Origin of the sequence: Streptomyces parvus (genome assembly GCF_032121415.1) — a bacterium.
GTDB lineage: Bacteria > Actinomycetota > Actinomycetes > Streptomycetales > Streptomycetaceae > Streptomyces > Streptomyces globisporus_A.
The window spans coordinates 2,003,199-2,029,536 of the sequence record NZ_CP135079.1 but is presented as its reverse complement, the minus strand read 5'-3'; the positions used below and the strand labels follow the sequence as shown (position 1 = coordinate 2,029,536).

Genomic DNA, 26,338 nt, shown 5'->3' with positions numbered 1-26,338 from the left:
TTCCGCTCACTTCCGTAACTCGGTGCTTATGGATGCGGCCGGTCTGTCACTCTGTCGGTGTCGTCCGACCGGAGGAGCCGCCCCGTGGCGCCCATTCCCCTGCAGCGGGACACCGCGCAGCGTCCCGGCACCATCCGTGCCGGGGGCGCGCACGGCCCGCGCCTGGCCAGCCGCACCAGCCTGCCCGGGATACCGCTCGCCCCGTCCGCCGCCCGGCGGTTCGTCCGGGCCGCGCTCGCGGAGTGGACCGGGCTCGGGGTGCCCGCCGCCGTGGGCTTCAGCGACCGGCTGGCCGACGATGCCGTGACCGTCACCAACGAGCTGGTCACCAACGCCGTCGTGCACGCCGGCACCACCGTCGACCTGGTCCTCAGGCTGGAGGAGGACGGCGGTGACGAGCCGTCCGCCGCCCTCGTCCTGGAGGTCACCGACCACCACCCGGCCCGCCCGGTCAGCGGCGACGAGCCGGAGCCCGGGCCGGAACCGGACGCGGCGGTCGCCGGGGAGCTGCCGGACCCCGCCGAGTACGGCCGGGGCCTCCAGCTCGTCGCCACCCTCGCCGACTCCTGGGGCATCACCTACCGCACCGGCCTCAAGACCGTCTGGGCCCGCCTGCCCGTCGACGACTGGAGCGCCCCGCTCGCCCCGCCCGACGGGGAGGCACTCCGGCGCGGCCTGCGCGCCGCCGAGATCCTCGCCCCCGCCGCCCGGCGCACCGAACGCGACGACGCGGTCTGGGACAGCCGCGGCGCCCCGGCCTTCCTCGCCGAGGCCTCCGACCTCCTCGCCGGGCAGCTCGACGAGGACCTCGTGGCCGCCATAGCGGGCCAGCTGCTGGTGCCCCGGCTCGCGGACTGGTGCGCGATCTGGCTGGAGACCGAGGGCGGGGGACCGGCCGCCGAACCCCGGCCGGCCCGGGTCTGGCACAGCGACGAGACCGGCGCCGAGCCCCTGCGCACCGCTCTGGAGCGGGCCCCGCTCACCCTTCCCGCCGGGGCGGGCTCCGGCCCCGTCCCCGTGCCCTGGCCCGAGCACCCCGGCCACCCCGCCGATCAACCCGGTGGGGCCGAGGACGCCGCGCCGCCGCACCCCGGCGGCCGGGACGGGGCCGCGCTCGCGTTCCGCATCACCGCCGGGGGCCGGATGCTCGGCACCGTCCTCGTCGGGCGGGAGGGCGTCGCCCGGGTACCCGAGGCCGTCTCCTCGCTGATCGAGGACTTCGTCCGCCGCCTCGGCCTCGCCGTCGGCGCGGCCCGCGCCTACACCCGGCAGGCCACCATCAGCCGGATCCTCCAGCGCGGCCTGCTCCCCAGCAAGGTCGCGGACATCCCCGGCGTGACCAGCTCCCTCGTCTACGAACCGAGCGACGACGGGGTGGTCGGCGGTGACTTCTACGACATCTTCCCGTGCCCCGGCGACCGCTGGTGCTTCGTCCTCGGCGACGTCCAGGGCTCGGGCCCGGAGGCGGCCGTCGTCACCGGTCTCGCCCGCCCCTGGCTCCGTCTGCTCTCCCGGGAGGGCTTCGGCGTCGGCAAGGTCCTGGACCGGCTGAACCGGCTCCTCCTCGACGACGCCATGGAGGCCGCCGAGGCCGCCGCCCTGATGGTCGCCGCAGCCGGGGGCCGGCAGCTCCACGACGGCACCCAGTCGCGGTTCCTCTCCCTGCTGTACGGGGAGGTCGTGCCGCTCCCCGACGGCGGGGTCCGCTGCACGGTGGCCAGCGCCGGACACCCGTTGCCGCTGCTGCTGCGCCCCGACGGCACCGTACGCCCGGCCGCCGAGCCCCAGGTGCTGCTCGGGGTCGTCGAGGACGTGGCGTACGAGAGCCAGGTCTTCGACCTCGCGCCCGGGGACACCCTGCTCTGCGTCACCGACGGGGTGACCGAGCGGCGGTCGGGCCCGCTGATGTTCGACGACGGGGACGGGCTGGCCCGGGTGCTGGCCGGGTGCGCCGGGCTGCCCGCCGAGGCGACCGCTGAGAAGATCCGGCGCGCGGTCCACGAGTTCGCCGAGCAGCCCCCGGACGACGACGTGGCCCTGCTGGTCCTGCACGCGGACTGACACGCGGACGGAACGGGCCCGGACCGGACCCCCGGGCCCGCCCGGTCCGGGAAGCTCCGGCGGCGAGCGACAATGGGCGGTATGCCTTCCGTACTGCCCGATGGTGAACCCGTGCCCGACGACGGGGCGCTGCCCCGCCATGCCCTGGAAGGCGCAGCCGACCGCCCGCTCGGCTTCTACCTGCACGTCCCGTACTGCGCCACCCGCTGCGGCTACTGCGACTTCAACACCTACACCGCCACCGAGCTGCGCGGCTCCGGAGGTGCGCTGGCCTCCCGCGACAACTACGCCGTCCACCTGATCGAGGAGGTCCGCCAGGCCCGCAAGGTCCTCGGCGACGACCCGCGCCCGGTCCGTACCGTCTTCGTCGGCGGCGGGACCCCGACCCTGCTGCCCGCCGCCGACCTCGTACGGATGCTGGCCGCGATCAAGGACGAGTTCGGGCTCGCGGACGACGCCGAGGTCACCACCGAGGCCAACCCCGAGTCCGTCGACCCGGCCTACCTCGAAGCCCTGCGCGAGGGCGGCTTCAACCGGGTCTCCTTCGGAATGCAGAGCGCCAAGCAGCACATCCTGAAGATCCTCGACCGCACGCACACCCCCGGCCGCCCCGAGGCGTGTGTCGCCGAGGCGCGGGCGGCGGGCTTCGACCACGTCAACCTCGACCTGATCTACGGCACCCCCGGCGAGTCCGACGACGACTGGCGGTCCACCCTGGACGCCGCGATCGGCGCGGGCCCCGACCACGTGTCGGCGTACGCCCTGATCGTCGAGGAGGGCACCCAGCTCGCCCGCCGCATCCGGCGCGGTGAGATCCCGATGACCGACGACGACGCCCACGCCGACCGCTATCTCATCGCGGACGAGGCCTTCGCCGCCGCCGGGTTCCACTGGTACGAGGTCTCCAACTGGGCCACCACCGAGGCCGGCCGCTGCCTGCACAACGAGCTGTACTGGCGCGGCGCCGACTGGTGGGGCGCGGGCCCCGGCGCCCACAGCCACGTCGGCGGCGTGCGCTGGTGGAACGTGAAGCACCCCGGCGCGTACGCCCAGGCGCTCGCCGAGGGCAAGTCGCCCGGCGCGGGCCGCGAGATCCTCGCCGAGGAGGACCGCCGGGTCGAGCGCATCCTGCTGGAGCTGCGGCTGCGCGAGGGCTGCCCGCTGGACCTCCTGAAACCCGACGGTCTCGCCGCCTCCCGCCGCGCCCTGACCGACGGACTGCTGGAGCCGGAACCGTACGTGAAGGGCCGCGCGGTCCTCACCCTGCGCGGGCGGCTCCTCGCCGACGCCGTCGTCCGCGACCTGGTCGACTGAGCCCCCGGGGCGAAGCCCTCACCGTGCGTCGACCGAGCCCGGGGGCGAAGCCCTCACGGCTTGCAGTCCTTCGCCGTCAGCGGCGGGGCCACCCCGGCGGGCTTGCCGCAGACCAGGGTCCGCTCCGCGCTCGGCCCCGGCCGGACCACCTTGACGATGTTGAGGCCGTGCACATTGTCCGAGACCGAGGACCGCGCCCGGCTGAACGAGATCGTCCCCGTCGGCATGTTGTTCAGGTCCACCGTGTGCAGCGTCGCCCACGTCTCCGCCGCGCTCCGCCGCTTGTCGCCGCGCGCCGCCGCGTCGTACAGGGCGGCCGTGGCGCTGTAGGAGATCACGGTCTGTCCGCTGGCGAACAGATCGTCCTCGTACGCCGGACGCCCCGAGACCAGCGCGGTGACCTCGCCCTCGGGGTGCAGCCGCCGCAGGGTGCGGTACGCGTCCCCGTAGAAGCCGAGGTTCTTCCCCCGGTCCAGCGGAGCGAGCGAGGAGTGGTAGAGCGTGACGTTGGCCGCGATGGACGTGGAGTCGTCGAACGTCCCCTTCGTCAGATCGTCCCCGGTGAACACCGTCATCCGCCGGTCCGAGCACCCGGTGGTCTCGGACAGGCCCCGCATCAGCGTCGGTACGTCCTCGACCCGCCCCGCGAAGTACAGCGCGTCGGGAACCCGCTCGGCCTGGCAGATGGTCGTCAGCGGAGTGTTCAGGCTCGCCCCGCCCGCCAGGTCGTACGTCACGTCCTTCCCCGGCTCGAAACCCGCGTCCTGAAGCATCTTGCGGCCCGCCTCCCGCTGCTCGGCGGTGTACCGGTCCAGGTCCCCGTTGCGGTCCTCGCGCGACAGCACGATCGCGTGCGGGCGGTCGAGGCCCTTCGCGATCTGCCGGGCGACAAGACCGAGCACATGCGTCTGCTCCTCGTCCGTCGCCGCGAGGCCGAAGTAGTTCGGGTACTCGCGGGGCAGGTCGCTGCTGGAGTTCGTGGTGTTCACCACCGGCAGTCCGGCCTCCCGGAGCAGCTTCGTCGCCTTCTCGCTCTCCTGGGTGTTCCGGCCGAGACCGACCACCCCGACCACCGTCGGATCCCGCCGGGCCACCTCGATGATCTTCTCCACGGCGGTGAGCTGCCGCAGCATGTCCTCGCCGCCGTTGGCGGTCAGCACCCGCAGCTTCACCGACCGGCGCACCGTCTTGTTCACCGCCCGCTGCTGGAGGTAGACCCCGGTCAGCTCCTCCAGCCCCTTGCGGGTCGCCTCCCGGTCCTTGCCCGTGGCGGTGAGCGGGCCGGCGTACACGACCGTCACATACGCGTCGCCCGCCTCGATGTCGTCGTTCTCCTCGCGGATCGCCTGCTCGATCCGCTCGAACGTGATGCCCTTGCCCGCCCCGTTCAGCTCCAGGTCGTTGCCCCGCGCGAAGAGCACCTCGGGCGCGGTCGCCACCCCCACGCACTCCCGGTCGCCGGCCGGCCCCTGCCAGATCGCGTCCGTGTTCCGGTCGGTCAGCGGTCCGTGGCAGTACGTGTCGCGCCAGTGCCCGGCCCACAGGAACGCCCCCAGCAGCGAGCCCACGACGGCCGCGGCGATCGTCGCCCGCGACATCACCCACCACGCCCAGGTCCGCCGCACCCGGTGGGTGACGAGCTGGGCGTGCGCGTGCTCATGGGTCAGCTTCTCGGTGGACAGCGGCAGCAGAAGCACCCACGCCAGGGTCGCCGCGGCCACCGGCGACTGGCCCAGGCTCAGATCGTCCACCCAGCGCTCGTAGCGGGCCCGCGCCCCGGACGAACCGGTCGGCGCCCCCGGACCGGGCCGCTCCGGCGGCAGCGGCGGGGTGTGCCGCATGATCTCGGAGGCCGGCAGCGAGGCGAGCAGCAGCAGCGGATCGACCTCACTGCGCCGCGACCGTACGTTGTTGATCGCGTTGATCAGCAGGATGCCGCCGTTGTCCTGCGTGGCCCGGGGCAGGAACACCACCGGCGGGACCGTGCGCTTGCTGCGCCGCCAGTCCAGGGAGTGCGGGCGGTAGTTGTGCCGCAGATCCTCCAGCAGCGCCTGCACCCGCAGCTCCAGGTGGAACTGGCGCGCGTGCTCGTCGCCCGTCCCCGCGTCCGCCACCCGCTCCGCGACCGCCGCCGCCCGCGCCCGGATCACCCGCCACGACCCGCTCGGCGAGAACCACGACCAGCCGTCCGACGGATAGCCCGTGCTGGACGCGGCCAGCGAGGAGGTGGTGGCGAACCAGCGACTGGCCCGGCGCAGCCACAGCAGCGGCGGCGCGGCCCGGCTCGCCAGGCCCACCGCGGCGAGCCCGATCAGCGCGACCGCCGCCACCAGGGCCGTCAGCAGCCAGTCGATCTCCCCGAGCAACACGCTGAGCAGCGCGATGAAGAGCGCCCCGACGAACGTCTCGGGCCGCACCGACTGCCGCAGCGCGTCCCACCGGGTCCCCCCGCGCGGTCGGCCGGACCGCCAGCGCAACCGGCTCAACTGCTCCAGAATCCTTTCCTCACGGACCTCGGAGGGGTCGCCGCCGGACTGTTCGACCACCGTCGCGGTGGCCTGCTCGATCGCCCCGAGCAGCCGCGAGCGCGGGAAGGAGAAGTTCTTGTACTGGGTGTTCTCCCGGGTCTCCCACGGCTTCTCGGAGAGCGTGCGCACCATGTCGAGCGCCGCCTCGTACGGAGTCGCCCCCGCGCCGTCGAGCAGCCGCACCGGCACCCGGCGTAACTCGTTGGCCCGGTGCACCTGATGCACGAGCTGCTCCACCCGCGCGTCGATCTCCGGCCCGGCCCCGGCGTCCGCCGCCTGGGCCACCACGAGCGGCATCACCGGCCGGTTGACCCGGTACCGGTCGATCAACTGCTGCATCAGGTGGAAGACGGCCGAAGCCGCCTCGTTCTCCGCACTGTCCCGCCAGACCTCGCGCGCCATCGCCCCGTGCCCTTCCCCCGTGAACCGCCGGCCCGTTCTCCCCCTCGGTACCCCTCAATAACCGATGGTGCGTGTGGGACGCAGGCATTCATAGAGATCGGTACGTGATCGTCCGGGACGGACCGTCCTCGGCCCGGGGACATCAGTCCGGAAGGGTGACGAAGTCGATCAATTCCTCTACCCGGCCCAGCAGTTGGGGTTCCAGGTCCTTGTAGCTGCGGACCTTCGACAGAATGTGCTGCCAGGCGGCCCCGGTGTTCTCCGGCCACCCCAGCGCCCGGCACACACCCGTCTTCCAGTCCTGGCCCCTCGGCACCACCGGCCAGGCGTCGATCCCCACCGAGGACGGCTTCACCGCCTCCCACACGTCGATGTAGGGGTGCCCCACCACCAGCACGTGGTCACCGGTCACCTGAGCCGCGATCCGGGACTCCTTGGAGCCGGGCACCAGATGGTCCACCAGCACCCCGAGCCGCGCGTCCGGCCCCGGCCCGAACTCCCCGACGATCGCCGGAAGGTCGTCGACGCCCTCCAGGTACTCCACGACCACGCCCTCGATGCGCAGGTCGTCGCCCCACACCCGCTCCACCAGTTCCGCGTCGTGCCGGCCCTCCACGTAGATCCGCCCGGCCCGCGCCACCCGGGCCCGCGCGCCGGGCACCGCCACCGATCCGGATGCCGTACGCGTGGGGCGCACCGGACCGCCGGGACCCGGGCGCACCAGCGTGACGACCTTGCCCTCCAGCAGGAAGCCGCGCGGTTCCATCGGGAACACCCGGTGCTTGCCGAACCGGTCCTCCAGGGTCACCGTCGGCCCCTGGGCCGTCTTCTCGCAGCGGATCACCGCCCCGCAGAAGCCGGTGGCGACCTCCTCCACGACCAGATCGGGTTCGGCGGGCACCTCGGGCACGGGGGCGGACCGCTTCCACGGCGGGGTCAGGTCCGGCTGGTAGCTGCGCATGGCCCGACGATAATCGGCCCGCCGCCGTGAAGAACCTCACGCCGCCGCGGAGATCCTCACACCATCGCGAACCGCTCCGCCAGCGCCGCCCGTTGTGCCCGGACGAACGCCGCGTCCACCACCGCCCCGTGCCCCGGTACGTACAGCGCGTCCTCGCCCCCCAGCTCCAGCAGCCTCTCCAGCGCGGCCGGCCAGCGCGCGGGGACCGCGTCCGGGCCCGCCTGCGGATCGCCCGACTCCTCGACCAGATCGCCGCAGAGCACCACCGGAGGCTCGCCGTCCGAGCCCGGCACCAGCACCGCGAGGTCGTGGCTGCTGTGGGCGGGGCCGAGATCGGCCAGCAGCACCCGGCGGCCGCCGCCCAGGTCGAGCCTCCGCTCGCCGCACACCTCGTGGTGCGGGACCACCAGCGTGTCCGCCGACCGGGCCGCCTCGTCCTCGCCGACGCCATGGCGCACGGCCGACGCGTACAGCCCCTGCTCCTCCTCCCGCAGCAGGGCGGTCAGGCCCGCGGAGCCGTACACCCGCACCCCGGCGAACGCCGCCGTGCCCAGCACATGATCGAAATGGGGGTGGCTCAGTGCGATATGCGTCACCCTGCGTCCGAGCAGCGCCTCGGCCTGCCGCCGCAGTTCCACGCCCTCGCGCAGGGTCGAACCCGTGTCGTACAGCAGCACCCCCTCCGCACCGGCGACCAGCGCGACGGTGGCGTCCCAGCCCGGGAGCCGCCGCCGGCCGACACCGTTGCCCAACCGCTCCCACCCGAAGTCTTCCCAAGCGACGTCCATACCAGGACGCTATCGGCAACGACCTGCGCGGTCCCGTGGCGGTGCGGCCGGTCGCCCTTGCCCAGGCCCCACCCCACCCCCGTACACTGACGACGGGATTGCTGGCACTCGTACGCGCCGAGTGCCAGTCGGAGACCGGAGACATACATCTGGAGGTGTGCGCGATGCTGAGCGAACGCAGACTCGAAGTGCTGCGCGCCATCGTCCAGGACTACGTCGGCACCGAGGAGCCCGTCGGCTCCAAGGCGCTGACCGAGCGGCACCGGCTGGGAGTCTCGCCTGCCACCGTCCGCAACGACATGGCGGTGCTGGAGGACGAGGGCTTCATCGCCCAGCCGCACACGAGCGCGGGGCGCATCCCCACCGACAAGGGGTACCGCCTCTTCGTCGACAAGCTCGCGGGCGTCAAGCCGCTGTCCTCGCCCGAGCGCCGGGCCATCCAGAACTTCCTCGACGGCGCGGTCGACCTCGACGACGTGGTCGGCCGGACGGTGCGGCTGCTCGCGCAGCTGACCCGGCAGGTCGCGGTCGTGCAGTACCCCTCGCTCACCCGCTCGACGGTGCGGCACGTGGAGCTGCTCTCGCTCGCCCCCGCCCGGTTGATGCTCGTCCTGATCACGGACACCGGCCGGGTCGAACAGCGTATGATCGACTGCCCTGCGCCGTTCGGTGAGACATCGCTCGCGGATCTGCGGGCCCGGCTCAACAGCCGGGTCGTCGGACGCCGCTTCGCGGATGTCCCGCGCCTGGTGCAGGAGCTGCCGGAATCCTTCGACAGCGAGGACCGGGGGACGGTTTCCACGGTTCTTTCCACCCTCCTCGAAACCCTGGTCGAGGAGACGGAGGAGCGGCTGATGATCGGCGGCACCTCCAACCTCACCCGCTTCGGACACGACTTCCCGGTGATGATCCGGCCGGTGCTGGAAGCACTGGAGGAGCAGGTCGTCCTGTTGAAGCTGCTCGGTGAGGCCACGGACTCCGGCATGACCGTACGGATCGGGCACGAGAACGCCCACGAGGGGCTCAACTCCACGTCCGTCGTCGCGGTCGGCTACGGTTCGGGCGACGAGGCAGTCGCCAAACTCGGCGTGGTCGGACCGACCCGCATGGACTACCCCGGAACGATGGGAGCGGTACGCGCAGTGGCACGTTACGTCGGACAGATCCTGGCGGAGTCGTAAGTGGCCACGGACTACTACGCCGTACTCGGCGTGCGCCGCGACGCATCTCAGGACGAGATCAAGAAGGCATTCCGTCGGCTCGCCCGCGAGCTGCACCCGGATGTCAACCCGGACCCGAAGACCCAGGAGCGGTTCAAGGAGATCAACGCCGCTTACGAGGTGCTCTCCGACCCGCAGAAGAAGCAGGTCTACGACCTCGGCGGCGACCCGCTCTCCGCGAACGGCGGAGGCGGCGGCGGTGCGGGCGGTTTCGGAGCCGGCGGCTTCGGCAACTTCTCCGACATCATGGACGCCTTCTTCGGCAACGCCGCGCAGCGCGGGCCCCGTTCGCGGACCCGGCGCGGCCAGGACGCCATGATCCGGCTGGAGATCGACCTCAACGAGGCGGCCTTCGGCACCACCAAGGACATCCAGGTCGACACGGCCGTCGTCTGCAACACCTGCAGCGGCGAGGGCGCGGCCCCCGGCACCTCGGCCCAGACCTGTGACATGTGTCGCGGACGCGGTGAGGTCTCGCAGGTCACCCGGTCCTTCCTGGGCCAGGTCATGACCTCGCGGCCCTGCCCGCAGTGCCAGGGCTTCGGCACCGTCGTGCCCACCCCGTGCCCCGAGTGCGCCGGCGACGGCCGCATCCGCTCGCGCCGCACGCTCACGGTCAAGATCCCCGCGGGCGTCGACAACGGCACCCGCATCCAGCTCGCCGGAGAGGGCGAGGTCGGCCCCGGCGGCGGCCCGCCCGGCGACCTGTACGTGGAGATCCACGAGCTGCCGCACTCCGTCTTCCAGCGGCGCGGCGACGACCTGCACTGCACGGTCACCATCCCCATGACGGCCGCGGCCCTCGGCACCAAGTGCCCGCTGGAGACGCTGGACGGCCTGGAGGAGATCGACATCCGGCCCGGCACCCAGTCCGGCCAGTCCGTGCCCCTGCACGGACGCGGGATCACGCATCTGCGCGGTGGCGGCCGGGGCGACCTGATCGTGCACGTCGAGGTGATCACCCCGTCCAAACTCGACCCCGAGCAGGAGCGGCTGCTGCGGGAGCTGGCCGTTCTGCGCGGTGAGGAGCGACCCCTGGGTCAATTCCAGCCAGGTCAGCAGGGTCTCTTCTCCCGTCTGAAGGACGCGTTCAACGGCCGCTGAACCGCTTTTGGCCTTTCGCCGCACCGCCCGCCGGTTCTCCACCGGCGGGCGGTGCGGCGTTCGGCGGGAGAACCGGTCAGCCCGTCGGCTGGCTGATTCGGCCCCGTGCGCGGGACGTGGCACGATGCGCACATGTCCTCCGAGTTGACCGATCTCTGCCGGTATCCGATCGTGCAGGCCCCCATGGCGGGCGGCGCGTCCGGACCCCAGCTCGCCGGGGCCGTCGCCGAAGCCGGCGGGCTCGGATTCCTGGCCGCCGGGTACAAGACGGCGGACGGGATGTACAACGAGATCAAACAGCTCCGCCGGCTCACCTCCGGCCCGTTCGGCGTCAACCTCTTCATGCCGCAGCCCGCGCTCGCCGACCCCAGCGCCGTCGAGGTCTACCGCCACCAGCTCGCCGGCGAGGCCGCCTGGTACGAGACCCCGCTCGGCGACCCGGACAGCAGCGGCGACGACGGCTACGAGGCGAAGGTCGCGATCCTGCTGGACGATCCGGTCCCGGTCGTCTCCTTCACCTTCGGCTGTCCCGCCCGGGACACTCTGGACGCCTTCGCCCGCGCGGGTACGCACACCGTCGTCACGGTCACCTCCGCCGAGGAGGCCCAGAGCGCCCAGTGGGCGGGCGCCGACACCGTCTGCGTCCAGGGCGTCGAGGCGGGCGGCCACCAGTCCACCCACCGCGACGACCCGCAGCTCGACCAGACCGGCACCGGGCTGCTCTCCCTCGTCGCCCAGGTCCGCGAGACCGTGCAGATCCCGATCGTCGCCACCGGCGGCCTGATGCGCGGCTCCCAGATCGCCGCCGTCCTCGCGGCGGGCGCGGACGCCGCCCAGCTCGGCACCGCCTTCCTGGTCTGCCCCGAGTCCGGCGCGCACCCGCTGCACAAGCAGGCCCTGACCAACCCCCTGTTCGTCCGCACCGAGCTGACCCGCGCCTTCTCCGGGCGGCCCGCCCGCGGTCTGGTCAACCGCTTCGTCCGCGAACACGGCCCGTACGCCCCCGCCGCCTACCCCCAGGTCCACTACGTCACCAGCGGGCTGCGCCGGGCCGCAGCCAAGGCCGGGGACGCCCAGGGCATGGCCCTGTGGGCCGGACAGGGCCACCGGATGGCCCGCGAACTGCCCGCAGGCGAGCTGGTCGAGCTGCTCGCCGCCGAACTGGAGGCCGCCCGGGCGGCCCTGAGCATGAGGAGCCCCCGGTGACCGCACCGGTCTTCGTCGTCGAACGGATGCCCACCGGCACGGAGTTCGTCCTGGACGGCCCCGAGGGACGGCACGCCGTCTCCGTCAAGCGGCTCCAGCCGGGCGAGGACGTCGTCCTCACCGACGGAGTCGGCCGCTGGGCCGAGGGCGTCGTCCGCTCCGCCGAGGGCAAGGACCGCCTCACCGTCACGCTCCACGCGGGCGTCCGGGAGGAGCCGGGGCCCGCGCCCCGGATCACCGTCGTCCAGGCGCTCCCCAAGGGCGACCGGGGCGAGCTGGCCGTCGAGACGATGACCGAGACCGGCGTCGACGCGATCGTGCCCTGGCAGGCCGCCCGCTGCATCACCCAGTGGAAGGGCGACCGGGGCGCGAAGGCCCTGGCGAAGTGGCGCAGCACGGCACGCGAGGCGGGCAAGCAGTCCCGCCGGGTGCGGTTCCCCGAGGTGGCCGAGGCCATGACGACCAAGCAGGTCGCGGCCCTGCTCGCCGGAGCCGACTTCGCCGGGGTCCTCCACGAGGACCGCGACCACGACAGCACCCCGCTCGCCACCGCCGACCTCCCCGCCGAGGGCACGATCGTGCTCGTCGTCGGCCCCGAGGGCGGCGTCTCCTCGCAGGAGCTGACCGCCTTCGCCGAGGCGGGCGCCCGCCCCTACCGGCTGGGCCGCAGCGTACTGCGTACGTCCACGGCGGGGACGGCGGCGACGGCACTGCTGCTGGGACGCACCGGCCGCTGGGGATGAGCTGCTGCCGGCACGCACCGGCCGCCGGGGCAGAACGAGGCCCGGCGGCCCGGCGATAGCATGCCCCTGTACTGATCACCACGGATCACCAGCGAACGAGGAGGCCCGGCGCCATGGCGGGAGAGCCGCAGTCCGACTGCCTGTTCTGCAAGATCGTCTCGGGGGACATCCCGGCGACCATCGTCCGCGAGAGCGAGACCACCGTCGCCTTCCGCGACATCAACCCGCAGGCCCCGACCCACGTCCTGGTCATCCCCAAGGTCCACTACCCGGACGCCGCCTCCCTCGCCGCCGCCGAACCGAGGATCGCCGCCGACGTGCTGACCGAGGCCGGAGCGGTCGCCGCCGACGAGAAGATCGACTCCACCGGCTACCGGGTCATCTTCAACACCGGTTCCGGCGCCGGCCAGACCGTCTTCCACGCGCACGCCCACGTCCTGGGCGGCCGCGGCCTCCAGTGGCCCCCCGGATAGCCCCCTCGCAGCGCAGGAGCGTTTCCCCATGTCCGTACGCGAGCTGGTGGTGCTCGGCACCGCCAGCCAGGTCCCCACCCGTCACCGCAACCACAACGGCTATCTGCTGCGCTGGGACGGCGAGGGCATCCTCTTCGATCCCGGTGAGGGCACCCAGCGCCAGATGCTGCGGGCCGGGGTCGCCGCGCACGACATCCACCGGATCTGCGTCACCCACTTCCACGGCGACCACTCCCTCGGGCTCGCCGGGGTGATCCAGCGCATCAACCTGGACCAGGTGCCGCATCCGGTGACCGCCCACTACCCGGCGAGCGGACAGCACTTCTTCGACCGGCTGCGGTACGCCACCGCCTACCGCGAGACCGTCGAGCTGGACCGGGCGCCGGTCGCCGGTGACGGCGGAATCCTCGCCACCACCCCCGCGTACACCCTCGACAGCCACCGGCTCTCGCACCCCGTCGAGTCGTACGGCTACCGCCTCACCGAGCCCGACACCCGCCGCATGCTCCCCGCCCTGCTCAAGGAGCACGGCATCGCCGGACCGGACGTGGGCCGCCTCCAGCGCGCGGGCTCCCTCGGCGGCGTCACCCTGGAGCAGGTCTCCGAGCACCGGCGCGGACAGCGGTTCGCGTTCGTCATGGACACCCGCCTCTGCGACGGGGTGTACGCGCTCGCCGAGGGCTGCGACATGCTCGTCATCGAGTCGACCTTCCTCGACGAGGACGGGAGACTCGCCGTGGACCACGGCCACCTGACCGCTGGACAGGCCGCCCGCGTCGCGAAGGAGGCGGGCGTCCGCCACCTCGTGCTGACCCACTTCTCCCAGCGCTACAACGACCCGGAGCTCTTCGAGACCCAGGCCCGCGCCGCCGGGTTCGACGGCGAACTCACCGTCGCCCAGGACCTCATCCGCGTCCCGGTCCCCACCCGGCACCACTGATCCCACCAGCACCACCGTTTGCGAGACACCGTGCACCTCCCCAAGGCAGAACTCCACCTCCACATCGAAGGCACCCTCGAACCCGAGCTCGCCTTCGCCCTCGCGGAACGCAACGGGGTGACCCTGCCGTACGCCACCACCGACGAACTGCGCGCCGCCTACGCGTTCGACGACCTCCAGTCCTTCCTGGACCTCTACTACGCGCTGATGGCCGTCCTGCGCACCGAGGACGACTTCGCCGAACTGGCCGACGCCTACCTCGCCCGCGCCGCCGCCCAGGGCGTCCGGCACGCCGAGATCTTCTTCGACCCGCAGGCCCACACCGCCCGGGGCGTCCCCATCGGCACGGTCATCGAAGGGCTCGGCCGCGCGCTGGAGCGCAGCGAGGAGACCCATGGGATCTCCACCCAGCTGATCCTGTGCTTCCTGCGCGACCTGTCCGCCGAATCGGCCCTCGGCACCCTCGACGCGGCCAAGCCGTATCTGCACCGGATCAGCGCCATCGGCCTGGACTCCGCCGAGGTCGGCCACCCGCCCGCCAAGTTCCGTGAGGTGTACGAGGCGGCCACCGCGCTCGGCCTGCGCAAGGTGGCCCACGCGGGGGAGGAGGGCCCGCCGGAGTACATCCGGGAGGCCCTGGACGTCCTCGGCGTCGAGCGCGTCGACCACGGGCTGCGCTGCATGGAGGATCCGGAGCTGGTGGCACGGCTGGTCGCCGACCGGGTGCCGCTCACGCTCTGCCCGCTCTCCAACGTCAGGCTGCGGACGGTCGACACGCTGAAGGACCACCCGCTGCCCGCGATGCTGGCCGCCGGACTCCACTGCACCGTCAACTCCGACGACCCCGCCTACTTCGGCGGGTACGCCGGAGACAACTTCGACGCCGTCCGCGACGCGCTCGCCCTGGACCCGGAGCAGCTGCGCACCCTGGCCCGCAACTCCTTCGAGGCGGCCTTCCTCGACCACGACGAGGAGCGCAGGGCGCGCTACCTGTCCGAGGTCGAGGCGTACGCGTTCGACTGACCGGAACCGCCGTCCGGACCGGCCGTCCGGATCGCGCTGCGCACCAGCCGCCTGCGCCGCAGCGCCGGCACGCGCAGCTCCGTGACGGCCTGCTCCGGCGAACCGAGCTTCGGCACCGCGCCGGACAGGCCGCCGCCGGTGGTGGCGGCGAGCAGAGCGGCCGGCGCGCCACCGCGACGGCGCACCGAACCGGGCACCAGCGGACGGCCACCGGTGTGCAGTGCCACGGCGGTCACCGGGGCGGCGACCAGCAGGGTGGCCGCCCCCAGGATCAGACCCATCGCCGGATAGCCGGCCTCCTCGGAGAGCACGCTCCCCAGCAGCGGGCCGCAGGCGACGCCCACCGAGGAGGCCGAGCCCGCCAGCACCGCCCACCGGCCGCGTACGTCCAGGGAGGCGGCCAGGCCGATCAGGTAGGACAGGACCACCGGGTAGACGGTGTTCCACATGATCTCGCCGGTCGCGAACGACCCGAGGTCCCGGGCCGAGGAGCTGAGCACGATGCTCGCGGCGATGACCACGGTCCCGAGCCCGATCGGCACCGCCCGGCCCAGCCGGGCGCCGAGCAGCCCGGCGCCCGTCACCCCGAGCAGACCCGCGCCGAGCGCGGCGGCGAACACCGCGCCGACGGCGACCTCGGACAGCCCCGCCTGGTCGAGGCCGATGCGGCTGCTCACGCCCCACAGCGCGTTCTGCGCCATGGACCAGAGGAGCATGCCGCCCGCCAGGACGAGCCCGGAGCGGCGGTGCGGCAGCCGGCCGGTGATCGGCGAGCTGGTCTCCTCCGCCGTGCGCGCGCCGTCGAGCCGGGCGGTGGCGGGCCAGACGAGCAGGGCGACCAGGGCGATCGCGGCGAACGGAAGCCGGTGGCCGCCGCCGAGATGAGGGATCGTCAGGTACAGGACGCCCGCCGTGGCGGACACGGCGAGCAGCCCGAGCGAGGACGTCCGGTGCGGGTCGCGCCGGGCGGCGATCCCGGATGCCGCGACCGCCGTCGCCGTGCCCGAGCCGAAGCCGCCGACCATCACGCCGAGCACCACCAGCGGTACGGACCCGGCGAGCGCGGCGCAGCCGTAGCCGACGGCGGCCAGCACCAGTCCGGCGCGGGCGGGGGTACGGGCCCCGAACCGCTCGACCCGGCCCGCCAGGGCGAAGCCGGCTCCAGCCGAGCTGAGGAGCAGGGCGCTGCCGACCAGGCCGGCCTGAGCGGGACTCAGCCCGAGATGGGCACTGAGCCGGCCGACGACGGTGGGCAGCAGATAGGAGGCGAGGTATCCGGCGGTGAACACGGCCACCAGGGGCCACGCGGCACCAGGGCGCGAGGGCATGGGCGTTCCTGAAGACATGCCTGAGCAGGCAGGGGGAGGGGGAGGGGGTACTGCGCAAGGCGCGAGGGGGCAAGGCACGAAGGGGTACTGCGGGAAGGCGCGGGGGTACTGCGGAAGGTATGGCGATATGCCAGGGGATTGCGGCTCTCGTCGGACAACGTCCCCGAAGGTGCTCGCGGGGCAATTTGTATCAAGCGCTTCCGGCTCCCCGAAAGCCGCCCTGATGTGATCTGAGTCACATGTGCGTTTATGCAGCGAGACCCCGGGTATTAGCGCATGTTTATGCAGGTCAGGCGTACTGCGAACACATGGGCGCGGACACTGCGTTCCCCTCCGCCGATCGGGCAGACTGGCCGCACCTCACACGGTCCGGATCCCGCCGCGATCCGCCGCACGACCCCGGGAGCGCACGGTGAGCACACACACTCCGGGCATCGACCCGCTGGAGGCGCTGCGCGCCCCGCGCGACCCCGCCTGCGACGTCTTCCTGACGGGCCCGGTCTTCCTCGACATCATCTTCACGGGCCTCGACAGCGCCCCCGTGCGCGGCACCGAGTCCTGGGCCCGGGGGATGGGCTCCAGCCCCGGTGGCGTCGCCAACATGGCCACCGCCCTCGCCCGCCTCGGCCTGCACACCTCCCTCGCCGCCGCCTTCGGGGACGACCACTACGGCGAGTACTGCTGGGACGCCCTGGAACAGGGCGAGGGCATCGACCTGTCGATGTCGCACACCGTTCCGGGCTGGCACTCCCCGGTCACCGTCTCCATGGCGTACGAGGGCGAGCGCACGATGGTCTCGCACGGCCACGAGGCCCCCGCCCCCGCCGCCACCGGAGCCGCCGCCCCGGTCTTCCCGCGGTGCCCGCCGCGCGCCCGCGCCGCCATCGCCTCGCTCGCCCCGGGCCGGAGCGAGCCCTGGGTGGCCACCGCGGCCCGTGACGGTGCGCTGGTCTTCGGCGATGTCGGCTGGGACGAGACGGGCCGCTGGGACCTGGACGCCCTGCCCGACCTGGCGCACTGCGAGGCGTTCCTCCCCAACGCTCAGGAGGCGATGCGCTACACCCGTACCGACTGCCCGCGGGCCGCCGCGCACGCGCTCGCCGAACGCGTCCCGCTCGCCGTGGTCACCCTGGGCGCGGAGGGCGCGTACGCCGTCGACGGCCGCACCGGCACCGCCGCGGCGGTGCCGGCCATCGAGGTGGAGGCGCTCGACCCGACCGGGGCGGGGGACGTCTTCGTCGCCGGTTTCGTGACGGGCACCCTCGCCGACTGGCCGCTCGCCGACCGGCTCGCCTTCGCCGGGCTCACCGCCGCGCTCTCGGTCCAGGAGTTCGGCGGCTCGCTCTCCGCCCCCGGCTGGGCCGAGATCGCCGCCTGGTGGCAGCTGATCCGCACCTGCGACCGCCAGGACCCGGCCGCCCTGGAGCGCTACGCCTTCCTGGACGACCTGCTGCCCACCACGGCCCGCGCCTGGCCGCTGCGACGCGCCGTGCCCACGATCGGCTTCCGCCAGTGAGCGGCCGGCGGCGGGCCGCGCACACGGGCCCCGGCGCGCACGGCACACGCGAACGGCGGCCGCGTCGCACACACGGCCGGTAAAACCCCTCGGTGTTGTCACTGCCAGGTCGTAGGCTTGGTGGTCCAGAGGTTGTCGAGCAGCGAGAACCCTGCAACGGGAGGTATGCGCAGGCCATAGGGCCGGCCCATGACTCAGTCACCCACACAGCCGCAGGCGCGTGCCCAGATCAGGATCCCGGCCGCACACCCCATGGTGATGCTCCTCGGATCGGGCGACTCGCTGTTGCGCGTGATCGAAGAGGCTTTCCCGGCGGCCGACATCCATGTCCGGGGCAACGAGATCAGTGCCACGGGCGAGGCCGCGGACGTCGCTCTCATCCAACGCCTGTTCGACGAGATGATGCTCGTGCTCCGCACCGGAGCGCCGATGACGGAGGACGCAGTGGAACGGTCGATCGCCATGCTCAGGGCGGCCGGCAACGGACAGGGAGACCCCCAGGGCGAGACGCCCGCCGAGGTGCTCACGCAGAACATCCTCTCCAACCGCGGCCGCACCATCCGCCCCAAGACGCTCAACCAGAAGCGGTACGTGGACGCGATCGACGAGCACACGATCGTTTTCGGCATCGGCCCCGCCGGTACGGGCAAGACCTACCTCGCCATGGCCAAGGCGGTCCAGGCCCTGCAGTCCAAGCAGGTCAGCCGGATCATCCTGACCCGGCCCGCGGTCGAGGCGGGGGAGCGGCTCGGCTTCCTGCCGGGCACCCTGTTCGACAAGATCGACCCTTATCTGCGTCCGCTCTACGACGCGCTGCACGACATGCTCGACCCCGACTCGATCCCGCGGCTGATGGCGGCGGGCACGATCGAGGTCGCGCCGCTGGCTTACATGCGCGGCCGCACGTTGAACGACGCCTTCATCATCCTGGACGAGGCGCAGAACACCAGCGCCGAGCAGATGAAGATGTTCCTCACCCGCCTCGGCTTCGACTCCAAGATCGTCATCACCGGTGACATCACCCAGGTCGACCTGCCGAGCGGCACCAAGAGCGGGCTGCGGCAGGTCCAGGAGATCCTGGAGGGCGTGGACGACGTGCACTTCTCCCGCCTCACCTCCCAGGATGTCGTCCGGCACAAGCTCGTCGGCCGTATCGTCGACGCGTACGAGAAGTACGACAGCCGAAACGGTCAGCAGGACGGTCGGGCGGAAGGCCGCCAGGACGGCCGGCGCGACCGCCGAAAAGGGAAGTAGCCGCAGCGCACCATGTCGATCGACGTCAACAACGAGTCCGGAACCGAGGTCGACGAGCAGGCGATCCTCGACATCGCCCGCTACGCACTGGCCCGGATGCGGATCCACCCGCTGTCCGAGCTCTCGGTGATCGTGGTGGACACCGACGCCATGGAGCAGCTGCACATCCAGTGGATGGACCTCCCCGGCCCGACCGATGTCATGTCCTTCCCGATGGACGAGCTGCGTCCGCCGGCCAAGGACGACGATGAGCCCCCGCAGGGGCTCCTCGGTGACATCGTGCTCTGTCCGGAGGTCGCGAAGAAGCAGGGTGAAGAGGCCCCGACGCAGCACTCCATGGACGAGGAGCTCCAGCTCCTGACCGTCCACGGGGTGCTGCACCTGCTGGGGTACGACCACGAGGAGCCGGACGAGAAGGCCGAGATGTTCGGTCTCCAGGCCGCCATCGTGGACGGCTGGCGCGGCGAGCACGGGCTCACCGGCCCGTCCCCCGCCCCCACGGTCTCGTGAGCACCCCGTTGGTCGTCGGCGCCGTCCTGCTGGTCATGGTCGGCTGGCTGGCCGCCTGCGCCGAGGCCGGTATCGCCCGTACCTCCAGCTTCCGGGCGGACGAGGCGGTCCGGTCCGGCCGGCGCGGCAGCGCGAAGCTCGCGCAGATCGCGGCCGACCCGACCCGCTATCTCAACGTCGCCCTGCTGGTGCGGGTCGCCTGCGAGATGTCGGCCGGGGTCCTCGTCACCTACGCCTGCCTCCAGGAGTTCCCCGAGACGTGGGAGGCGCTGGCCGTCGCGATGGGCGTGATGGTCCTCGTCTCCTACGTCGCCATCGGCGTCTCCCCGCGCACCATCGGCCGCCAGCACCCGCTGAACACGGCCACGGCCTCGGCGTACGTCCTGCTGCCGCTGGCCAGGATCATGGGCCCGATCCCGCAGCTGCTGATCCTCGTCGGCAACGCCCTGACCCCGGGCAAGGGGTTCCGCAAGGGCCCCTTCGCCAGCGAGGCGGAGCTGCGCGCCATGGTGGACCTGGCCGAGGCGGAGTCGCTGATCGAGGACGACGAGCGCCGCATGGTGCATTCGGTCTTCGAGCTGGGCGACACCCTGGTCCGCGAGGTCATGGTGCCGCGCACCGACCTCGTCTCCATCGAGCGCTACAAGACGATCCGCCAGGCCCTCACGCTCGCCCTGCGCTCCGGCTTCTCCCGGATACCGGTCACCGGCGAGAACGAGGACGACGTCGTCGGGATCGTCTATCTGAAGGACCTCGTCCGCAAGACGCACATCAACCGCGAGTCCGAGGCCGACGCCGTCTCCACCGCGATGCGCCCCGCCGCCTTCGTCCCCGACACCAAGAACGCCGGGGACCTGCTGCGCGAGATGCAGCAGGAACGCAGCCATGTCGCGGTCGTCATCGACGAGTACGGCGGCACCGCGGGCATCGTCACCATCGAGGACATCCTGGAGGAGATCGTCGGCGAGATCACCGACGAGTACGACCGGGAGCTGCCGCCCGTCCAGGAGCTGGAGAACGGCTGCTACCGGGTCACCGCCCGCCTCGACATCGGGGACCTCGGCGACCTCTTCGGGCTCGACGAGTACGACGACGAGGACGTGGAGACCGTCGGCGGGCTGCTCGCCAAGGCGCTCGGCCGGGTCCCGATCGCCGGCGCCTCCGCCGTCGTCGAGCTGCCGGACCAGCGCCGGCTCCGGCTCACCGCGGAGTCCCCGGCCGGCCGCCGGAACAAGATCGTCACGGTGCTCGTGGAGCCCGAGCACCAGGAGCCCGAGGAGAAGGAAGCGGAGTGACGCCGGAGCGGCTGCGGGCCTTCTGCCTGGAGTTCAACGCGAGCGTGGAGGAGTTCCCGTTCGGACCGGAGACCTCGGTCTTCAAGGTGCTCGGCAAGATGTTCGCCCTCACCGCGCTGGACGCCCGCCCGCTCACGGTCAACCTCAAGTGCGACCCCGACGAGGCGATCCGGCTGCGCGAGACGCACACCGCGATCGTGCCCGGCTGGCACATGAGCAAGCGGCACTGGAACACGGTCACCGTCTCCGGCGTCCCGGACCGGCTGCTGCGCGAGATGATCGAGGACTCCTACGACCTGGTGGTCGCCGGACTCCCGAAAGCGGAACGACTCCGCCTGGACCGGGCCTAGGGCGCGGACGTACGAGGACGGGCCCGCTCCTCCCCCGTGGGGAGCGGGCCCCTCGACGTACCGCCGGGAGATCAGATCGCCTTCTTCACCCGACCCCGCCCACCGCTCCCGCACCGGGGCTAGCCGGGACGCGCCGGCCCCGCAGGTGGTGGCCCGGTTCCGGGCGGCCGGGGGGTGACCCGCTCGGCCGGCCCGCCGCCCGCTTCGTATGCTCGTGCCATGACCGACACCACCGACCTCGACGCCGAGGACCGCAAGATCGTCACCCTGGCGCGCAGCGCCCGCGCCCGCAACGGGGTGCCCGAGGGCGCGGCCGTACGCGACGAGACGGGACGTACGTATGTCGCGGGCACGGTGGCGCTGGAGTCGCTGAAGCTCAGCGCGCTGCAGACCGCCGTCGCCATGGCCGTGGCCAGCGGTGCCACCTCGCTGGAGGCGGCGGCCGTCGTCTCCGCCGCCGAGGCCCCCTCCGACGACGACCGGGCCGCGGTGCGGGACCTGGGCGGACCGGACACCCCGGTGCTGCTCGCGGGCCCGGACGGCACCCTGCGCGTACGCGTCACGGCGGGCTGAGCCACCGCCCCGGCGGCCGTTCCCCCGGCGCTCCGGCGCGTCCCGGCGTACCGCTGTACAAGAGCGCCGCCGGGATCGGGGAGAATGGTCGCCATGAGCGCTCGACCGAACCAAGAATCCGCTGCCGCGCAAGCGGAGACCACCTCCCCCCACCGGGCCGGCTTCGCCTGCTTCGTGGGCCGCCCCAACGCCGGTAAGTCCACCCTCACGAACGCTCTCGTCGGTCAGAAGGTGGCGATCACCTCCAACCGCCCCCAGACCACCCGGCACACCGTGCGCGGCATCGTCCACCGGGACGACGCGCAGCTGATCCTGGTCGACACCCCCGGCCTCCACAAGCCGCGCACCCTGCTGGGGGAGCGGCTCAACGACGTCGTGCGGACCACCTGGGCCGAGGTCGACGTCATCGGCTTCTGCCTGCCCGCCGACCAGAAGCTCGGCCCCGGCGACAAGTACATCGTCAAGGAGCTCGCGGGGATCAAGAAGACCCCCAAGATCGCCATCATCACCAAGACCGACCTGGTCGAGTCCAAGGCGCTCGCCGAACAGCTCATCGCCGTCTCCGCGCTCGCGGAGGAGCTGGGCTTCGAATGGGCCGAGATCGTGCCGGTGTCGGCGGTCGGGGACAAGCAGGTCGACCTGCTCGCCGACCTCATCGCCCCGCTGCTCCCCGAGAGCCCGCCGCTCTACCCGGAGGGCGACCTCACCGACGAGCCGGAGATGGTCATGGTCGCGGAGCTGATCCGCGAGGCCGCGCTGGAGGGTGTACGCGACGAACTGCCGCACTCCATCGCGGTCGTCGTCGAGGAGATGCTGCCACGCACCGACCGCCCGGCGGACAGGCCGCTGCTGGACATCCACGCCAACGTCTACATCGAGCGCCCCAGCCAGAAGGGCATCATCATCGGCCCGAAGGGCAAGCGGCTGAAGGACGTCGGCACCAAGTCCCGCAAGCACATCGAGGCGCTGCTCGGCACGCCGGTCTTCCTGGACCTGCACGTGAAGGTCGCCAAGGACTGGCAGCGCGACCCCAAGCAGTTGCGCAAGCTCGGCTTCTGAGCCGGGCACGTCCGGCAACCGGAGGCCGACGCAGCCGTGAGACCCCCGGGGCCGATGTGAGCGACGCGGCAGACAGAAGAGGTTCCCGAGCAGCTGCGCGAGCTCGGCTTCCGAGTCACCGGGATCCGGGTGCCGATCTCACGCGCCCTCCTTCAGGACGCGTGAGATCAGCGTGCGCTGCGCCCCGGTCAGATCGGGGTCAGCGCAGTACACGGTGCGGCCGTCGACGGTGATCGCGTACCGGAAGCCGTCCGGCACCCCGGCCGACGGGGTGTCCCGCGCCGCGCCGAGCGCCTCCTCGGCGAGGGACCGCCACTCCGCGGCGTCCGCCCGGCCCTCCGTGTCGACCTCATGGCGGCGGGCGATGCCGGCGAAGCCGCCGGTCCGGCTGACCTGAATGCGCATGGGGTCCTGTCTATCGGGGGCCGGGCGGGCACTCAACCCCGCCCGCCGGTCGGGCATGCGACGGTCCGGGTCACGCCCGGGTGGGGACGCCCACCTCCGACCATGCCTTGAGGACCGCCTCCCGCTCGTCCGCCTCACCGAAGCGGGCGCCCGCCGCCGCGACCGTCAGCCGGGCGAACTCCGCGAAGTCCGCGTCCGCCGTCAGCTCGCCGCCGGTCAGCACGTCGAACCAGATCTGCCCGGCGCGCTCCCAGGAATTCCCGCCCAGCGCGGTGGCCAGGAGGTAGAACGCGCGGTTGGGGATACCGGAGTTGAGGTGGACCCCGCCGTTGTCCTCCTCCGTCTCGATGTAGTCGTCCATGGAGCCCGGCTGCGGGTCCTTTCCGAGGACGTCGTCGTCGTACGCCGTGCCCGGAGCCTTCATCGAGCGCAGCGCGTCCCCGCTGACCCGGGGCGCGAGCAGCCCGGCGCCGATCAGCCAGTCGGCCTGCTCGGCGCTCTGGCCCAGCGAGTACTGCTTGACCAGGGAGCCGATCACGTCGGACACGGACTCGTTGAGCGCGCCCGACTGGCCCTCGTAGCGCAGGTTGGCGGTGTACTGGGTGAGGCCGTGGGCCAGCTCATGGGCGATCACGTCGACCGCGACGGTGAAGTCGAGGAAGATCTCGCCGTCGCCGTCCCCGAAGACCATCTGCTCGCCGTCGAAGAACGCGTTGTTGTACTCCTGGCCGTAGTGCACGGAGCCGATCAGCGGCAGGCCCTTGCCGTCGATCGAGCTGCGCCCGTACGCCGAGAGCAGCAGCTCGAAGGTGGCGCCGAGCCCGGCGTACGCGCGGTTGACGCTGGCGTCGGACGTGGGCTTGTCGCCCTCCTCGCGGACCTTGACGCCGGGCAGGGTGGTGCCCGTCTCGCAGTCGTACAGGAGGCGCTGCGGCTTGCTGGGCACCGCGCCGGCGGTGTGCCGGGTCGGTGACGCGGCGAGCGCGGTGATCCGGCGGCGGTCACGGCGCAGGGCGTCGGCCGCCAGGGTGCGGCGGGCCGGGTCCGCGAGCCGGGCGTCGGCGGACCGGGAGAGGTGATCGAGGACGTGGGGCGGAACGATGGTGCAGAAGACGGGGTTGAGCTCGCCGTCGGTTCGAAGGTGCATACATACGACTGTGGCACTCCGTCACCTCCCTGTCACTGGTTGCGACGACGATTGACGAAATGGAGTGATGAGTCACCGTTTACCCGTCATTGATGCCCGGTCCCGCATACTGATACGGACCGACACCACGGGCCACCCTCGGTTACGCTCGTCGCATCATGCGTTTCGGGCTGCTTCTTCTTAGCTGCCGCGGCGAGGGCCTGTAGTCGTAGGCCGACCCCCTCCCCGCGGAGTCTGGTGCTGCAGCGACACAGTCGGCCGATCCCCGCTGGACCGAGGAGCCCTACGCCATGACCACCGTGAATCCCGCCGGTAATTCTGTCGGCCGCCCCACCCCGATCACCAACGCGACGCAGCTGCAGAAGCCCTCCGGGATGCCGGTCCACAAGTACGGCCGCTACGAGGCCGTCGACATCCCCGACCGCACCTGGCCCGACAACCGCATCACCGCGGCGCCCCGCTGGCTGTCCACCGATCTGCGCGACGGCAACCAGGCCCTGATCGACCCGATGTCCCCCGCCCGCAAGCGCGAGATGTTCGACCTGCTGGTCAAGATGGGCTACAAGGAGATCGAGGTCGGTTTCCCGTCCTCCGGCGAGACCGACTTCGCCTTCGTACGCTCCATCATCGAAGAGGGCGCGATCCCCGAGGACGTGACGATCTCCGTCCTGACGCAGGCGCGCGAGGAGCTGATCGAGCGCACCGTGGAGTCCCTGGTCGGCGCCCACCGCGCCACCGTCCACCTGTACAACGCCACCGCCCCGACCTTCCGCCGCGTCGTCTTCCGCGGCTCGCGCGAGGAGGTCAAGCAGATCGCGGTGGACGGCACCCGGCTGGTCATGGAGTACGCCGAGAAGATCCTGGGCCCCGAGACGGTCTTCGGCTACCAGTACAGCCCCGAGATCTTCACCGACACCGAGCTGGACTTCGCCCTGGAGGTCTGCGAGGCCGTCTGCGACGTGTGGCAGCCCGAGGAGGGCCGCGAGATCATCCTCAACCTGCCCGCCACCGTGGAGCGTTCCACGCCCTCCACCCACGCGGACCGCTTCGAGTGGATGTCCCGCAACCTGACCCGCCGCGAGCACGTCTGCCTGTCGGTCCACCCGCACAACGACCGGGGCACCGCCGTCGCCGCCGCCGAGCTGGCCATCATGGCCGGAGCCGACCGTATCGAGGGCTGCCTGTTCGGCCAGGGCGAGCGCACCGGCAACGTCGACCTGGTCACCCTGGGCATGAACCTCTTCTCCCAGGGCGTGGACCCGCAGATCGACTTCTCACAGATCGACGAGATCCGCCGCACCAGCGAGTACTGCAACCAGATGGAGATCCACCCGCGCCACCCCTACGCGGGCGATCTGGTCTACACCGCCTTCTCCGGCTCCCACCAGGACGCCATCAAGAAGGGCTTCGACGCCATGGAGGCCGACGCGGCCGCCCAGGGCAAGACCGTGGACGACATCGAGTGGGCCGTGCCGTACCTGCCGATCGACCCGAAGGACGTCGGCCGCTCGTACGAGGCCGTCATCCGGGTCAACTCGCAGTCCGGCAAGGGCGGTATCGCGTACGTCCTGAAGAACGACCACAAGCTGGACCTGCCGCGCCGGATGCAGATCGAGTTCTCCCGGATCATTCAGGCCAAGACCGACGCCGAGGGCGGCGAGGTCACCCCGACGCAGATCTGGTCCACGTTCCAGGACGAGTACCTGCCGAACGCGGAGAACGCGGGGGCGCGTTGGGGCCGCGTCCAGCTGCGCTCCGGCCAGACCACCTCCGACACCGACGGGACCGACACCCTGACCGTCGAGGCCGTCGTGGACGGCGTCGACACCGTCCTGACCGGTTCCGGCAACGGCCCGATCTCCGCGTTCTTCGAAGCGCTGCAGGCCATCGGCATCGACGCCCGGCTGCTGGACTACACCGAGCACACGATGAGCGAGGGAGCCAGCGCCCAGGCCGCCTCGTACATCGAGTGCGCGATCGACGGCAAGGTCCTGTGGGGCATCGGCATCGACGCCAACACCACCCGCGCCTCGCTGAAGGCGGTCGTCTCCGCCGTCAACCGCGCGGCCCGCTGACGCCGAACGGCTCGTTCCGAACCCCGACCCCCCGCTCCGGGAGGTCGGGGTTCGGCCATATCC

Annotated in this window: 23 protein-coding genes; 17 read left to right on the top strand and 6 right to left on the bottom strand. The window is 72.2% G+C overall.

Features of this window, described 5'->3' with window-relative positions; all coding sequences use genetic code 11:
• Positions 1–84 precede the first annotated feature (84 nt).
• A complete protein-coding gene (locus RNL97_RS10095; protein WP_313750597.1) occupies positions 85–2,061 on the top strand; it encodes a SpoIIE family protein phosphatase in 1,977 nt (658 codons plus the stop codon).
• Positions 2,062–2,133: 72 nt separating this feature from the next.
• Complete coding sequence (gene hemW, locus RNL97_RS10090; RefSeq protein WP_030577421.1) at positions 2,134–3,375, top strand: radical SAM family heme chaperone HemW; 1,242 nt, start codon at positions 2,134–2,136, stop codon at positions 3,373–3,375.
• Between the two features lie 53 nt (positions 3,376–3,428).
• Here hemW and RNL97_RS10085 read toward each other — a convergent pair whose 3' ends face one another.
• The 3 genes from RNL97_RS10085 to RNL97_RS10075 all read right to left on the bottom strand — a co-directional run bounded on the left by RNL97_RS10085 (position 3,429) and on the right by RNL97_RS10075 (position 8,054).
• Positions 3,429–6,305 (bottom strand): ABC transporter substrate-binding protein, encoded by a 2,877-nt coding sequence (locus RNL97_RS10085; RefSeq protein ID WP_243314013.1) that lies wholly within the window; start codon positions 6,303–6,305, stop codon positions 3,429–3,431.
• A gap of 142 nt (positions 6,306–6,447) precedes the next feature.
• Positions 6,448–7,266 carry a DUF3097 domain-containing protein gene (locus RNL97_RS10080; protein WP_006124342.1) on the bottom strand — a complete coding sequence of 273 codons (819 nt, stop codon included), beginning with the start codon at positions 7,264–7,266 and terminating at the stop codon, positions 6,448–6,450.
• A 56-nt stretch (positions 7,267–7,322) separates the two neighbouring features.
• Positions 7,323–8,054 (bottom strand): MBL fold metallo-hydrolase, encoded by a 732-nt coding sequence (locus RNL97_RS10075; protein ID WP_030577428.1) that lies wholly within the window; start codon positions 8,052–8,054, stop codon positions 7,323–7,325.
• Positions 8,055–8,218: 164 nt separating this feature from the next.
• Between RNL97_RS10075 and hrcA the strand changes: the two genes are divergently transcribed.
• From hrcA to RNL97_RS10040, 7 genes are all read left to right on the top strand, one after another.
• Entirely contained in the window at positions 8,219–9,235 is a 1,017-nt protein-coding gene (gene hrcA, locus RNL97_RS10070; RefSeq protein ID WP_010064157.1) for a heat-inducible transcriptional repressor HrcA, read from the top strand.
• Positions 9,236–10,378: a molecular chaperone DnaJ gene (dnaJ, locus tag RNL97_RS10065; RefSeq protein WP_030577431.1), complete on the top strand. Its 1,143-nt coding sequence runs from the start codon at positions 9,236–9,238 to the stop codon at positions 10,376–10,378.
• A gap of 132 nt (positions 10,379–10,510) precedes the next feature.
• The gene (locus tag RNL97_RS10060; protein WP_030577434.1) at positions 10,511–11,584 is read left to right on the top strand and encodes a nitronate monooxygenase; all 1,074 of its coding nucleotides are present in this window, start codon (positions 10,511–10,513) and stop codon (positions 11,582–11,584) included.
• On the top strand, positions 11,581–12,327 hold the full coding sequence (locus RNL97_RS10055) for a 16S rRNA (uracil(1498)-N(3))-methyltransferase (protein WP_030577437.1): 747 nt from the start codon (positions 11,581–11,583) through the stop codon (positions 12,325–12,327). Before RNL97_RS10060 ends, RNL97_RS10055 begins: the two co-directional genes overlap by 4 nt.
• A gap of 113 nt (positions 12,328–12,440) precedes the next feature.
• Positions 12,441–12,800 carry a histidine triad nucleotide-binding protein gene (locus tag RNL97_RS10050; RefSeq protein ID WP_030577439.1) on the top strand — a complete coding sequence of 120 codons (360 nt, stop codon included), beginning with the start codon at positions 12,441–12,443 and terminating at the stop codon, positions 12,798–12,800.
• A gap of 28 nt (positions 12,801–12,828) precedes the next feature.
• Entirely contained in the window at positions 12,829–13,740 is a 912-nt protein-coding gene (locus RNL97_RS10045; protein ID WP_030577442.1) for a ribonuclease Z, read from the top strand.
• Positions 13,741–13,770: 30 nt separating this feature from the next.
• The gene (locus tag RNL97_RS10040) at positions 13,771–14,763 is read left to right on the top strand and encodes an adenosine deaminase (protein ID WP_030577444.1); all 993 of its coding nucleotides are present in this window, start codon (positions 13,771–13,773) and stop codon (positions 14,761–14,763) included.
• Here the strand turns inward: RNL97_RS10040 and RNL97_RS10035 are convergent.
• Positions 14,727–16,091 carry an MFS transporter gene (locus RNL97_RS10035; RefSeq protein WP_030577447.1) on the bottom strand — a complete coding sequence of 455 codons (1,365 nt, stop codon included), beginning with the start codon at positions 16,089–16,091 and terminating at the stop codon, positions 14,727–14,729. The two genes, RNL97_RS10040 and RNL97_RS10035, sit on opposite strands and share 37 nt — an antisense overlap.
• A 412-nt stretch (positions 16,092–16,503) precedes the next feature.
• Between RNL97_RS10035 and RNL97_RS10030 the strand changes: the two genes are divergently transcribed.
• The 7 genes from RNL97_RS10030 (at position 16,504) to era (ending at position 22,648) form a co-directional block, all read left to right on the top strand.
• Positions 16,504–17,607: a carbohydrate kinase family protein gene (locus tag RNL97_RS10030; RefSeq protein ID WP_030577450.1), complete on the top strand. Its 1,104-nt coding sequence runs from the start codon at positions 16,504–16,506 to the stop codon at positions 17,605–17,607.
• Between the two features lie 189 nt (positions 17,608–17,796).
• A complete protein-coding gene (locus RNL97_RS10025) occupies positions 17,797–18,861 on the top strand; it encodes a PhoH family protein (RefSeq protein WP_078651945.1) in 1,065 nt (354 codons plus the stop codon).
• 12 nt (positions 18,862–18,873) lie between these two features.
• Positions 18,874–19,371 carry an rRNA maturation RNase YbeY gene (gene ybeY / locus RNL97_RS10020; protein WP_030577456.1) on the top strand — a complete coding sequence of 166 codons (498 nt, stop codon included), beginning with the start codon at positions 18,874–18,876 and terminating at the stop codon, positions 19,369–19,371.
• Positions 19,368–20,666, top strand: coding sequence for a hemolysin family protein (locus tag RNL97_RS10015; RefSeq protein ID WP_030577459.1), 1,299 nt, complete (start codon positions 19,368–19,370; stop codon positions 20,664–20,666). The genes ybeY and RNL97_RS10015 overlap by 4 nt, the downstream gene beginning before the upstream one ends.
• Positions 20,663–21,016: an MmcQ/YjbR family DNA-binding protein gene (locus RNL97_RS10010; protein WP_030577462.1), complete on the top strand. Its 354-nt coding sequence runs from the start codon at positions 20,663–20,665 to the stop codon at positions 21,014–21,016. Before RNL97_RS10015 ends, RNL97_RS10010 begins: the two co-directional genes overlap by 4 nt.
• 219 nt (positions 21,017–21,235) lie before the next feature.
• Entirely contained in the window at positions 21,236–21,589 is a 354-nt protein-coding gene (locus tag RNL97_RS10005) for a cytidine deaminase (protein ID WP_030577465.1), read from the top strand.
• Positions 21,590–21,673: 84 nt separating this feature from the next.
• A complete protein-coding gene (era, locus tag RNL97_RS10000; protein ID WP_078651946.1) occupies positions 21,674–22,648 on the top strand; it encodes a GTPase Era in 975 nt (324 codons plus the stop codon).
• Positions 22,649–22,786: 138 nt separating this feature from the next.
• Here era and RNL97_RS09995 read toward each other — a convergent pair whose 3' ends face one another.
• Positions 22,787–23,053: a protealysin inhibitor emfourin gene (locus RNL97_RS09995; protein WP_010070649.1), complete on the bottom strand. Its 267-nt coding sequence runs from the start codon at positions 23,051–23,053 to the stop codon at positions 22,787–22,789.
• A gap of 70 nt (positions 23,054–23,123) precedes the next feature.
• Positions 23,124–24,200, bottom strand: coding sequence for a M4 family metallopeptidase (locus tag RNL97_RS09990; protein WP_030577471.1), 1,077 nt, complete (start codon positions 24,198–24,200; stop codon positions 23,124–23,126).
• Positions 24,201–24,490: 290 nt separating this feature from the next.
• Between RNL97_RS09990 and leuA the strand changes: the two genes are divergently transcribed.
• Positions 24,491–26,275, top strand: a complete 1,785-nt coding sequence (gene leuA, locus RNL97_RS09985) for a 2-isopropylmalate synthase (protein ID WP_030577474.1) — start codon at positions 24,491–24,493, stop codon at positions 26,273–26,275.
• The last annotated feature ends 63 nt before the right edge of the window (positions 26,276–26,338 follow it).

Bases quoted from the DNA above. Each gene is read 5' to 3' on its own strand.
- hemW (WP_030577421.1), top strand. From the start codon at position 2,134: ATGGGCGGTATGCCTTCCGTACTGCCCGATGGTGAACCCGTGCCCGAC.
- RNL97_RS10085 (WP_243314013.1), bottom strand. From the start codon at position 6,305: ATGGCGCGCGAGGTCTGGCGGGACAGTGCGGAGAACGAGGCGGCTTCG.
- RNL97_RS10080 (WP_006124342.1), bottom strand. From the start codon at position 7,266: ATGCGCAGCTACCAGCCGGACCTGACCCCGCCGTGGAAGCGGTCCGCC.
- RNL97_RS10075 (WP_030577428.1), bottom strand. From the start codon at position 8,054: ATGGACGTCGCTTGGGAAGACTTCGGGTGGGAGCGGTTGGGCAACGGT.
- hrcA (WP_010064157.1), top strand. From the start codon at position 8,219: ATGCTGAGCGAACGCAGACTCGAAGTGCTGCGCGCCATCGTCCAGGAC.
- RNL97_RS10060 (WP_030577434.1), top strand. From the start codon at position 10,511: ATGTCCTCCGAGTTGACCGATCTCTGCCGGTATCCGATCGTGCAGGCC.
- RNL97_RS10050 (WP_030577439.1), top strand. From the start codon at position 12,441: ATGGCGGGAGAGCCGCAGTCCGACTGCCTGTTCTGCAAGATCGTCTCG.
- RNL97_RS10045 (WP_030577442.1), top strand. From the start codon at position 12,829: ATGTCCGTACGCGAGCTGGTGGTGCTCGGCACCGCCAGCCAGGTCCCC.
- RNL97_RS10035 (WP_030577447.1), bottom strand. From the start codon at position 16,091: ATGCCCTCGCGCCCTGGTGCCGCGTGGCCCCTGGTGGCCGTGTTCACC.
- RNL97_RS10025 (WP_078651945.1), top strand. From the start codon at position 17,797: ATGACTCAGTCACCCACACAGCCGCAGGCGCGTGCCCAGATCAGGATC.
- ybeY (WP_030577456.1), top strand. From the start codon at position 18,874: ATGTCGATCGACGTCAACAACGAGTCCGGAACCGAGGTCGACGAGCAG.
- RNL97_RS10005 (WP_030577465.1), top strand. From the start codon at position 21,236: ATGACCGACACCACCGACCTCGACGCCGAGGACCGCAAGATCGTCACC.
- era (WP_078651946.1), top strand. From the start codon at position 21,674: ATGGTCGCCATGAGCGCTCGACCGAACCAAGAATCCGCTGCCGCGCAA.
- RNL97_RS09995 (WP_010070649.1), bottom strand. From the start codon at position 23,053: ATGCGCATTCAGGTCAGCCGGACCGGCGGCTTCGCCGGCATCGCCCGC.
- RNL97_RS09990 (WP_030577471.1), bottom strand. From the start codon at position 24,200: ATGCACCTTCGAACCGACGGCGAGCTCAACCCCGTCTTCTGCACCATC.
- leuA (WP_030577474.1), top strand. From the start codon at position 24,491: ATGACCACCGTGAATCCCGCCGGTAATTCTGTCGGCCGCCCCACCCCG.